At 31.4% G+C, this 12,104-nt stretch carries 8 protein-coding genes; all 8 read right to left on the bottom strand.

Annotated features, from left to right (window positions below):
* Position 1: 1 nt before the first annotated feature.
* Positions 2 to 1,024 carry a cyclic GMP-AMP synthase DncV-like nucleotidyltransferase gene (locus SOS22_RS06345; RefSeq protein WP_320596689.1) on the bottom strand — a complete coding sequence of 341 codons (1,023 nt, stop codon included), beginning with the start codon at positions 1,022 to 1,024 and terminating at the stop codon, positions 2 to 4.
* Positions 1,025 to 1,776: 752 nt separating this feature from the next.
* Entirely contained in the window at positions 1,777 to 2,022 is a 246-nt protein-coding gene (locus tag SOS22_RS06340) for a hypothetical protein (protein ID WP_320596688.1), read from the bottom strand.
* On the bottom strand, positions 2,019 to 2,294 hold the full coding sequence (locus SOS22_RS06335; RefSeq protein ID WP_414144420.1) for a Fic family protein: 276 nt from the start codon (positions 2,292 to 2,294) through the stop codon (positions 2,019 to 2,021). The genes SOS22_RS06340 and SOS22_RS06335 overlap by 4 nt, the downstream gene beginning before the upstream one ends.
* 19 nt (positions 2,295 to 2,313) lie before the next feature.
* Positions 2,314 to 4,353 (bottom strand): protease Lon-related BREX system protein BrxL, encoded by a 2,040-nt coding sequence (gene brxL, locus SOS22_RS06330; protein ID WP_320596686.1) that lies wholly within the window; start codon positions 4,351 to 4,353, stop codon positions 2,314 to 2,316.
* 30 nt (positions 4,354 to 4,383) lie between these two features.
* Positions 4,384 to 6,969: a BREX-1 system phosphatase PglZ type A gene (gene pglZ / locus SOS22_RS06325; RefSeq protein ID WP_320596685.1), complete on the bottom strand. Its 2,586-nt coding sequence runs from the start codon at positions 6,967 to 6,969 to the stop codon at positions 4,384 to 4,386.
* Between the two features lie 376 nt (positions 6,970 to 7,345).
* The gene (locus tag SOS22_RS06320; protein ID WP_320596684.1) at positions 7,346 to 9,040 is read right to left on the bottom strand and encodes an ATP-binding protein; all 1,695 of its coding nucleotides are present in this window, start codon (positions 9,038 to 9,040) and stop codon (positions 7,346 to 7,348) included.
* A gap of 743 nt (positions 9,041 to 9,783) precedes the next feature.
* Positions 9,784 to 9,894 carry a DUF4238 domain-containing protein gene (locus SOS22_RS10880; protein WP_414144417.1) on the bottom strand — a complete coding sequence of 37 codons (111 nt, stop codon included), beginning with the start codon at positions 9,892 to 9,894 and terminating at the stop codon, positions 9,784 to 9,786.
* Between the two features lie 38 nt (positions 9,895 to 9,932).
* Positions 9,933 to 12,080: an AAA family ATPase gene (locus SOS22_RS06315; RefSeq protein ID WP_320596683.1), complete on the bottom strand. Its 2,148-nt coding sequence runs from the start codon at positions 12,078 to 12,080 to the stop codon at positions 9,933 to 9,935.
* Positions 12,081 to 12,104: the final 24 nt, after the last annotated feature.

The following is a 12,104-nucleotide window of genomic DNA, read 5'->3' as shown; positions in this document are numbered from 1 at the left end:
CTCATCCAAAACTATGCTCCTTCTTACTCTGCGTAGCTACTGCAACTGCTTCCTTTGCTGGTACTGTGAACTCAGGACCAAGAACTTTTTGAACATATTCCGCCGCATCATGTGCTGATTCTACATTTACAGCATTCGTTAAATTATCAACTGCAATTGAAAGGCGCTTATAAAACGTAATCATATAACTGGTACTACTATCTCTCATTTTCTTAAATATATCTGTGTATGGTTGAACTGGAAGATATCTACTAATATCTGCTGATGCTATCTCTCCCTGTGCATTTTTAGTGCATAAAAACTTATCCTTTATAGATTTCATTGTCTTCTGTAAGGCGAGCAAATCGTCGTCTTCATCGTTGCTTGTTTGCTCTGAAAAACAATCACAGACCAAATATGTAAGTCCGATGCTCGGTGGAACCTCATGATCTTTTGTAGAACTTGAATATTTTTCATTCTTCCACTTCTTGACGAAGCTAATGATTCTCCTTAACTGATAATGTCCATTAATCTTCTCGCATAAATCATCATTCAGTCCGTCTGGATCTGCCCGTTCCCACAAATATTCATTACTGCTTGCTTTCCCTCTGGCCAAATATATTTCCCCATTATCATCCGCGTACAAAGGAAGATCAATATGCAACCATTCTTCTCCTTTCTCATAATATTCTGCTCTTATACAAGGCTCTTTGATTGATACTGAACGAACAGGTATATCTATAGATTCCTTAAGATATTTCTTAATCTTGCGAGGATCCGGATTCTCAGATATATCAAGTGGAATCATCACTGCAACATCACGATCAACCACTGTAGATTTGATTGTTGTATTATATTTATAGCTTCCTTGATCAATCATACGAATATCACTTTTATTAAGTTCAATATCATGATTTTTCAAAATAGTTGGAAATTTATCTTTAATTTCTCCTTCCAACGTTTCTCGCTTATCAATCAGGTTTTGTGTTTCCGAATCAATTCTTATACATTTGTAAAAATCTTCAAATTCTTTTTTTAACTTCATTCTTTCAACTCCTTATGGAAAATATTTATTTTGTTGGCTGTTCTAATATTTATTATCCTACTTTTGGAAAGGCCCAAGATAACCAATTGTCACAAATAATATCATAAAGGAAATCAAGAACAAGGTGTCCTCGCTCCTAAGGTAAATACCCTCTAATAACATAAAATGATCCACAAAATAAAAGTGCTCCTAGTAATGAAAATTATTAGAAAAACATACAAAGCAGAATCATTATTATATCATCAATATATTTTTCCCAACTAGTTCAGTATGAATTTCACGATACCCTCGTGCCTACGTCTAAATAATACCTTTTTTGTATATCATAAGTCCAAAAGCGAACCTAAAGAAACTAAAACTATATGTTCGCATGGCAATCTTCTATCTATAATTCCGTTCCGTGTTATGGCACCCCCCCAAAAAAAAATTAAAAAACCAATATAATCCTTCTCAAACTGTATTAAACAGTCTATTATCTTTTCTTTACTATCTTATGTCACATCAAGGCTCTTTCAAAAATGGTGTAGTAGTAGTGTAGTAAGTGCCTTTCTTTTTCGTGAATCCATTGATTTTTACTGGCTTTTCCGGGACTTTTAGGGATACTGTCATGACAGACAAATAGGATTTTGATCATAGGTCCTCCCTTTTCATTTCTAATTCTTATACAAAAAAATAAGATGTGAGTCACATTTGTCAGTAATCATTTTCAAGATTTAAATCGGTACTTTTCCTTACCCAATCCCAAAACCGATTCAATGATATTTTTCTCTCATTTCCTTTAACAACTCCGATGCTCTGAATACTTTTATATCCAATGCATACATGATATCCGAACGACCAAAAACAGACTGACTTGTAAATTTCTTTCGAAGTGCCAAGATTTGATTCGTTGTTTTTGGTGTGAACATACCATTAATGTCCGGTTTTTTGAATGCTTTATGGATATGCAACGTCCGTTTTTGAAGGGAATTGTGTTCACCAAGTAAAAGATTTCTCAAAACAACTCTAGATATTCGGTGGTCTCATGGATTCCCTGTTTTAGATCATTGTAGTTGGCGCGCACGAGTGCATTACGAAAATACCATGCATTCTCAGCGATTATATCGTTTGTTGCATCCAATCCAAGGGTTCGCAAATATTTAATAAAAAATATAGCTGTCGTCCGGGTATTTCCTTCTTCAAATACATGGATCTGCCATAATCTTGTAACGAAAAAGGCAAGATAATGAATGATCTCATTCATTGAAAGATTCCGATATGAAAATTTTATTTCTTCTTACAAGTATCTACTATTCTACGCCTAAAGCCTTAAAGACGGCATCTTCTGCACTGTTGAAGAAAATCAATTGAAAACAACTAATTAATTCTGAAGGTACACTTCCTAAATCAACTGCTGCTGTAATTGGAAGCAATACTTTCTTAGCACCAGAATCCAAACATACTTGTAATGTATTGGCCAAGTTCTCCACTTTATTTACAGATCCACTAATACTGATATCACCAATTACGGCAAGTGAACTAACAGTTGGTTTTTGTAGTGCAATCGAACATATAGCGATTAATGTCGGTAATGCCAAATCATGTGTCATTCCAATGCCTTGTAAATCTTGATATTGAATGATGTAATCTTTTGTGGTTGTACTGATGGATTGGCTGATTCGATTGCTATTAGCTTTCAAAAAATTGAATGCAGTTTGTGTGCTTTCACGGCATTCACGATCACTTCCAATACCATTTCGTTCAAATTTACCATTACCTGGAAGAATTTGTGATTCCAATCGAAACAAGCCAATCATACCCGATTTACCAACAGATACTGTATATACTTGTCCTGGATTACACATACCTTCTGGAATTAATGTACTTGCTCCCTGTTCTGGAACGGATACATATTTTTCTTCAAAAGTTTCATTATCAATATATGAGAAATTTACATCATAAAATTCCATGCCACCTATCTTTTTTAATTGTTCTTTGACTCGTCTTCTCATTTCCAATGTAATACATAAAATTTCTTCTAATTCTTCTTTGGTATAATCCTCATTTGGATACAGCAACTTTACTAAACCAGATACGGTTTTTCTTACTGCAATCGTATCTCTTTGATTCAGATTTTTTCCCAATTTAAAGTACTTATCTAAAGCATCACTTTCTTGGGTTTTACGAAGTTCACGAATAAATTCTGCTAAATAATCTGTAATAAAACCATAATCATCCGTAAAGTGTTCTGGCCTAAATTTAGGCACTTCCCATCCAGGTAAATAACAATGAATACGATCTAAGAAGGCCGTATCGGTTCCCATTTCATCGGGAAATGGATCAAATAAAGATGATGTCTTTAATAAAACATCCACACTTTGATTGATATTTCCAACAAAAACCATAGAAGCAGATGCAGATTTTTCTTCTTTTCCACGAGCAAAAGAACCACTGGCCATGTAGTCCTTCATGATTTGAATACCATCTTTATCTTTAAACTTAATTCCAGCTACTTCATCAAAGGCAACACAATCCCATAAGCCAACAAGTCCTACCGATCGTTTAGCCATATTATAGAAAAGATTAGCAACCGTTGTTTGTCCACCCGATACTAAAATACTGTTTGGTGAAATTTCTTTATAAATATGTGATTTACCCGTACTACGAGGTCCTAATTCACAAAAGTTATAATTATTCTCTACCAGTGGAATCAAACGAATCAACAACAACCATTTTTCTCTTTTATTGAATTGATCTGGTTCCATACCAATTGAACGCAATAAAACATCCATCCATTCTTCTTTATTGAATGCCTTACGGCCCTCTTTAAGTTGATCAATGTCTACACGGGGCATCTGTATGGGATTTAATTTGACAATCTTAATGGGATTTCCTTTTTTATCCTCTTCATCAAACTCATATTCCAGCTGAACAATACACCAAATACCTCCACACAATAGACGATCATACTTTTCTGGATATTCTGAAGAAATCGGAATTTCTTTAATACCTAAATTAGAGAATTCTGCTTCATAGACATCTTTTCGAATATTTAAACTAATCGTCACTTTATCAATAATAGTATAAAAGCCTTTGGAACGTAATATAGACAATGTCTTCTGGGCTTCATCTGGACGTACAAAATTATCAGATAGAATCTTTTTTACTTTTTCGATTCCTTGTTCAACAATCGTTTCATCATCACTTCCACAATATTGACCAAGTAAGAACTCCAAAACATAGACAGGTACATTCGCACCTTCCTTTATCTTTTTTGTTAGATCTTTGCGAACAATTTTTCCTGCAAAATTATCCCTTAGTTTTTCCTTTATTATTTCTCTATCTGCCATATGTACCTCCATTTCTTCAAAAATTTTTCTTTAGTCAAAGAAATTAAACTCATCAAATGACATCGCAATATCGATTTGCATTTCTTCTTTTACCGGCACTTGAACACCATCCTCATCCACTATATTCAGATAATAGATTTCTTTACTATCAAACTTTTGTGATTTTAAGTTAAATGTGCACTTGATTTCTCTATCTTTGGAAATCGTACTTGTCTTATCTGCAATGATCTTTTGCTTATCACTGACCACATTACCGATTGAATCTGTAAGATAAGCATAGTATGTACAAGCCACAAAATTATCTTTCACTGGTTCTTTTTGATAAAAGCTTAGATTAAAAATCATATTGGAAATCTTACGGTTGGAAGACAATAATGATACAGTGACTGGTTTCATATCATATTTATCCTTGTTTAAACGATAAGATTTGTATCCAGTTCTTAAATATTTATATTGAATAATCGGAACACACATTTCTTGTAAACTGGTGCCTCCATGGACAAATCTTGTTCCACCTGCACATTTGATACGTATATTTTCTCTTGGTGCAAAACCCAATAGGTCAGCTTCATTATAAATCCCTTTTACAGACATTAAGAAATCCGGATTGGCATCTTTATCCGTTATTACATATCTTCGTCCTTGTTCAATGACATTTTGTTTAAAGTCTTTTCTTTCCATTTTGTCATCTTCTCTTAATGCTTCGTAAGTATATAAAAAGCCATGATCGGAAGTAATAAGAACATTTAAACCATTTAATTCTCCACAAATAACAGATACTAAATTTTTAATTTCTGTGATAGCTTTGGAACAAGCTTCAAAAACTGAAGTTTCATCATTATGACTCGAAGCATCAATTGTATCATGATAGATATACACAATATCTTTTCCTTTGATAGCAGCTCGTCGCTCATTTCGTTTCATACTAATCATATCTTTAAACTTTAAGGCACCGCTGTTTTCACTAAAAGCTTTTAAGATATCATCTCGATCACTCATTTCACTGGAATGCCCATCTACTAATACTTTTGTGCTACCGTTGTTTACAACTACTTCTAATGCATGATGAGGGAGCAAGGCTGCCATCCCAAACTTGGTAATGGTTGGAAAAATTCCTTGCTGCGTTGTGATATTTACATTTGCTGTGGTTTCCGTTTTCAATTGTTGTGCTAAAGAATAAGCAACATCATAACGCATGGCATCTGAAATGATCACAAAGACTTTACCATCTACCTTCTTAACAATATCTTGATAAAAATCCGTTTGTTGCGGAATATGAGCAATTTGCCCCGTAGCTTTTAAATCATTTTCAATGACGGTATTCCAATTACTAGCCAATTTTTCCAAATACCAATTCTTATATTCTTTTTCTACATATTCAGCCAATTCTTTAAATAAATCATCTAAGTTGGTGTTTAAAGTCTCTAGGCAAGTACGAAACGCATTATGAAATTCCCGATAATACGTATCCATATAAAAATAATCTTTCGTATAGGTATCCCACATTTCCTTGGCATTCACATGATGAAAGCTATGTACATGTGATTCATAGAATTCCTTCATGAGCGCCACTTGATAAATACCTTCATAAAAATAGGCATACTCTTCATACCAAGCAGATGTCTTTCTTTTCTCAACAACCTCTTTAATAAATTGTGCGTTTAAAGATTGATTTAAAATTCCTGCAATCACTTTGGAAACAATCACTTCATCTAGAATAGGTAGAATGTCGGTATTTACTAAATCATCTATGGAAAATTTTTGAAACCGATTAGATAAACACAATCCTTCACTTACAGAATCTGCAATATGTTTAAAAGAACCTTTATCCTGACTATGTATCCAATTAAATACTAAATCGTAACAAAATCCACTATGCAGATCTGAATACTTATTTTCTAAACCGGACAATACATCACTTGATAGCGTTCTAGACAACGCACTTAAAAGAACATGGACTGTTAGATCATCCACATTCTTTTCTCCTTGGTAGCCCGTTGTATTACTAACTAAGGACCAAAACGGATCGTTGATACTATATTTCAGTAAATCCCTTTTAATTGAATTTGTCAGATCTTCACCAGCCATCATTGTTGCTTGAATAATGCTTTCTGGCGATTTTTCTTTCACACCACAGATAGCCGATAGAATTGACATATACAGACTCTGTTTCGAATCGATCGTACCATCAAAATTTTTGATTAAATCACGTCTTTTGGCGGCATTAAAAAATTCCTTATAGTGTTTAACCTCATTACGTAACTCAGGTGTATTTAAAATATGCATCTCCTGCATACGACGAGAGACAAGATCTGCCCGATAACTTTCACTATATAACTTAATATCTAAAAGCCAATCTTCTTCTGGATCCACATAAAAAGGATGGTATACCAAGTAATTAGATTCCAAATCATCACTAGACAATAACTTCTTTGCCAAAAAATTATTGCTCCCAGTAAGAATCAACACCTTTGCATTAGATAAAGAAAAATCCTGTATTTCTTCTAAGAACTCTCCATCTTCATCATTCCAAAAGATAATTCTTCTTTTATAACATTCATCTAAAGGTTCAGCAAACCTTTGTTCTAATTCATTTTTAATATCTTCAATAGCCATACTAAACCTCCTTGAAAATCATGAAACAATACACTACAATAACTCCAAAACCAACTTGTGTGGATATAGCTGGGCTGGCCGTGCCAGTAAGACAAATGTCGAGATGCCTTCGCTCCTGGAGTTGGTTTTTTTGTATTTATTCATTTCTGGTTAATCGTGAAATCTTGAAATCTATCAAACAGAAATGAGTCGAAATGTGACGCAAATGTGACGCAAATGAGTCGAAATGTGACGCAAATGAGTTGAAATGCGATGTAAATACACTACCTAAAACATCAAATTAGACTTATTTCTCATTTTTTTTAATCTTTATTCCTCTTAAACTTGAGCCGAAAAAAAAGAAAGAAATGTGACGTAAACTTGATTAAAAATATCCTTACAATTTATTTTTATAATTTGAAGTTAATCTCCATTTCGATGTTTTCACCGCACCTTTATCCGTTTCTATAATCCCGTGTCTTTTTAACAATTGAAGCAAATTTTTAACTTTGCTATCTTTCTGATCATATGTTAATACATCCGATAGCTTGTCAAAAAGAAGGGCCCTAATTTCATCTCGACTTGCTTCATTAAAATTTTTTAAGTAATTGATGATCAATTCTTGGTAATATCTATCATCAAAAGCTTTATTTTTTACATAGTCTGCTTTTTTATCAATCATTTCAGCAATCTTATTAGAAATATAAATATTGGGGAAACGTCCTTCAATTACCTTTAATTTTCTTAAGTATTTAGCAGCTTCTTTATCAATGGGTAAGTATTTTTGGACTCTATCAATAAGGTAAACTGTTTCAATATCAAAATTAGGATTGTTAAATAGTACCTGTGTATAATTATCATTTAATATTTTTCCGTAAACAGTTACTTTTACTTGATTGAATGTACTGAAGTCATAATCAGGCATGGGAAAGTATTTTTCTTTTTGAATCTTAAATACCTTTCGAATCCCCATGGATTGAGTATCAATCATATTTAATTTTACCATTGTTTCTGCTAATAGTTGATTTCGATAAAATGGAGAATTGTAATTCTTTTGAATTGCTGTTTGGATACTTCCAGGTAAGAAAGAGCCTGGATTTTTAAATGTTATTTGATCTTCTTCCTCATCTATATAAATTCTCGTTCCGAGTAAATAATCAGAATGTGCTATACAATTATTCAACAGCTCTCTTAATAACCAATTATCATATTGATCTGTTTCACTTGGAAATAAAGTATTTGCATTAGTCATATATCGATAGGTTAAATTACGAATCTTTTTTAGAATTCTATCCCCCAAAGTGATAAAAGGAACTTTAAATATTTCATAATCCTTTATATCACCTTGTGTATTATATAAACGCCAAGAGGCTTCTGGTGTTGTAGAAAACAAATAATCATAATCTTCATTTCCTAATAAGAGCATACAAGCATTGGTGATTTTTCCATTTTGGATTAATTTGATTTTGGTTAGAAATTCTTCATCCGTCATATTATCAACTTCTTCGGTAATATGTGGTTTTTTCATTTTCTCTTTATAGTTGTTTCTAGCTAATACAATTGCATTTTTATCCAAATGTTCAATTGTAGCAGTTTCAATGGTCTTCTTGGACCAATCTCGATTCTGTTGACTTCGTATACGTTCAATTTCATCTATGGACAATGCACCTAAAGATTCACCATTTCTTCCATAATAATGATCTTTCCAACCTGTTGGAATTCCTGCAACAGCAGCAGGAATTTGCATCATTATGACCCTTTTTGATTTACCATTAACTTTTGGATACAATTCAAAAATATCAATAAAAGATATGCTACCTGTTGTTTGAAATGCAATCTCATCTTTCAGTTTTTCTAAACTGTTAGCCTTTAAACGATAATCAGAGCCAACTATCGCTTTATCCTTATCTCGGACTCCAAAAACCAACCAACCATATTGGATATTTTTTAGATTTGCTTCATTACTTATTGCCGAAAAGTATTTACCTATTTTTTCTTTATCAAAATCTTTATTCGCTTCTTTAAATTCAACAACTTCATTTTCCCAATTTGAAATCAACTTATCTAAAGTTAATAATAATTCATTTTTCAATTGTAAAACACCTCCTTACTCTATACGTTAATAGTCTTTATTTTTTCTATTTTTTATATAATAGATATCAAAAATATTAAACTCATCTTGCGCTATAGCCCAATAATTGGCAACATTAATAATTGCACGATTATATCCATCAACAGTATCATTCTGAAAATAATAAGGGAATAGATTCTTGTTTCTTTGGAATTTTCTATCTCTATCTAAACCAAAAAAATATAGACATATTCGAGGCGTAACAGGCAATATATATTTCATCACCTCAAAATGCATAGAATCTGGAATATAAAATTTATCACTGGATTATCAGAAGTAAAGAATTTATGCCCCTTCGAAAAACCAATTCTTATTAATTGGATGTTCTTTTTTATACATATATTCTATTAAGTTATCCAATTGATTCTGAGATTTAAATTTTGTATTGAACAATTTTCTTAAATAATCTTTTTGTTGAAGCTCGTCTAAACTCATATGATGTTTCAAACTATAAAATCTAAAAAGCGCTCGCATAGATAATATACGATTTGAATCAGTTCGAATATGCTGCAAAATCATATATATAAGTCGTTTCATGATCAATTATTTCTTCCGATAATTCAACTTTATTAACCACTTCAATAATCCTTTTTATACTAGGAAATAGACTCGCCTCAAAATTAGATAAATATATTTTCTAAATGATTAACAACAGATGATTTTTACGATTCATAGGTATACTTATGATAACAAACATTTTCTACCTACTTTTGAATACATATATTTGCCTTTAGATTGTACGCAAATACTTTTCCATATTTATTTTCAAAGTTCTTTAAATAACATTGTGGAACAACATGTTGATTTTTTACCAAGATAAATCTCCTTTTCAATTTAGAAAACAAGCTCTGTATTAATTCATTTCCCAATGTGAGTGAAAATGATACTCAGCACCATTTTTCTCAAAACATTCTTTTAATATTTCCAATATTTCTTTTTTAGTTTTACCATTTAATTCTGCAGTCAAATCATCAATAGAATGAGAATTAACATCGAATAATTTTTTTGAACCTGGAACCCTTCCGCAAAATTTTTCCATTTTAATTACATTAAATTTCGTATATGTCTCAATAATTCTTCTTATTGGATTTAATAATAAATCAGGAGAAGCAGACTCATAATCATATAAGATTCTCAGTTCTTTCCATAATGAATCATAATTATTAATGAAATCGTCTTCTTTATTTTTGATTTGTATTATTTTCGTTTCTGTTCCTAATGATTGAAGATGATAAAAAGAATTCTTATTATACTTTAATCTATATTTTACATTTAGATAAAAATGTTTATTATGGGTCAATAAAATAAATAAATCGTCTTCATTCAAACCATTCATTAATTTATGCAGTTCTTGCATAATCAGATATTGCATACCATCATCATTTGAATTCATCGGATCATCAAAAACTACTATTTTCTTCTTATTCGATGCTTCTTTTATCTCATCTAATTTCCCAATAAAATATAAAAATGCAATAATATTTTTCTCTCCCGTCGAAAGTTCTGTAACATCTCTAATTTCATTATTTCGAATATCCTTGATGTTATAGATACCTTTATTATTTTGACTATTACTATAATGAAGTTCAAAAGTAACCATCTGATTCAATTTAGAATTAATAATTTCTACCAATTTTGTTTCACTGATTGTTTGTGCTTCTAGACATTTATATTCTTTTTTGAGCTTTTTTAATTCTTCTTTTAATTGACTGCCATTAGATATTTTACTGCACTGTTTGAAATATTCCTCATCTCTATCAATTTTTTGTTTGTTTAAGGCATCCAATTTACCTTTGTGTTCCTCAAATTTATACTCATCCATTTTAAGTTTGACGTAATGCAATCTAAGTTTATTCTTAGCTTCTTCTTGCTTTGCAGGTAAATCCGTATCATTATTTTTCTTTAAAAGAACATTATATTCTTTTTTTACCTCACAAAAATCTTGAGGAATTTCCAAGTCTAATTGTTCTGTTGCAGCAAATAAATGTTTACATTTGAAATTTATTTTATTCACTAATTCTGATAAAAAATCCCTCTGACTCTTTTTTATAGTTACGATTACATTCTGAATCTTTTGAGCTTCTTGAATATACTCCGGATAAAAAGAACTAGGATCAATGTTAAAATTAGAAATTTCTTGTTCAATTTGCACGATTTCATCGTTCAAATCATTTAATTGTTTCTGATAGTCTTTTATACCCTCGACAGAAAAATATTGATCTAGCTCATCAAATACTTCATCTTTGATCCTATTACCACAAAAAGCACAAATATCTCCTTTATGATGAATTTCATATCCTCTTTGTGCAAATTCCCGTTTCTTAGCGTTATCTATTCTAGCAATAGTAATCGGCTCTTTTGGATTATATTTTATAACCTCTTTTACTTCATCATACAACTTCTGCATATTATGCATAGGAAATTCAATTTTCTTCACTTCTTTAATTTGTGTCTTAATCATCTGATGAACAAAATTAATTTCTTGCTCTGATAAACACTTTGCATTAGGTATATCCTGTTTAAAGTGATTTTTTGTGTAATTTGCAGAGGCTATTTGTGGATCACTCCTATTTTTGATAGAAGATGCCGCTTGACTATAAAATTTTTCAATATGTTTGTTTTCGGTATTCCATTCTTTTTCTGCAAAAATTTTCCTAGTCCAATAATTCTGTTCTTTATTATCTAGTGGTTTTTGTACGCTTTTTCTAATTGCATCAATTTCATTTTCTTTTTCTTCAATCAACTTCTTCTGTTTTTCGAGCTTTTTAGAAATTTCTACATTTTCTTCACCCAAAACTACAGCATTCAATGTTTTTTCTTGAGATATAACACTTTCAAATCCCTGAAAGACATGCACATCATATTCTTGATTCATTTTCTTAATTTCATTTGCTATTGTTGATTTTCCTGTACCATTTGGTCCATAGATAAAAGTACATTTTTTATCAAAATCAATCTCATTTGATGAAAATAATTCGATATTTGACAAGTCTAACTTCATGTACAGCCACCACCAATCCATATT

The organism is Absicoccus sp. (genome assembly GCF_034090965.1).
Lineage (GTDB): Bacteria > Bacillota_I > Bacilli_A > Erysipelotrichales > Erysipelotrichaceae > Absicoccus > Absicoccus intestinalis.
This window is presented reverse-complemented; position numbering and strand designations above follow the sequence as displayed.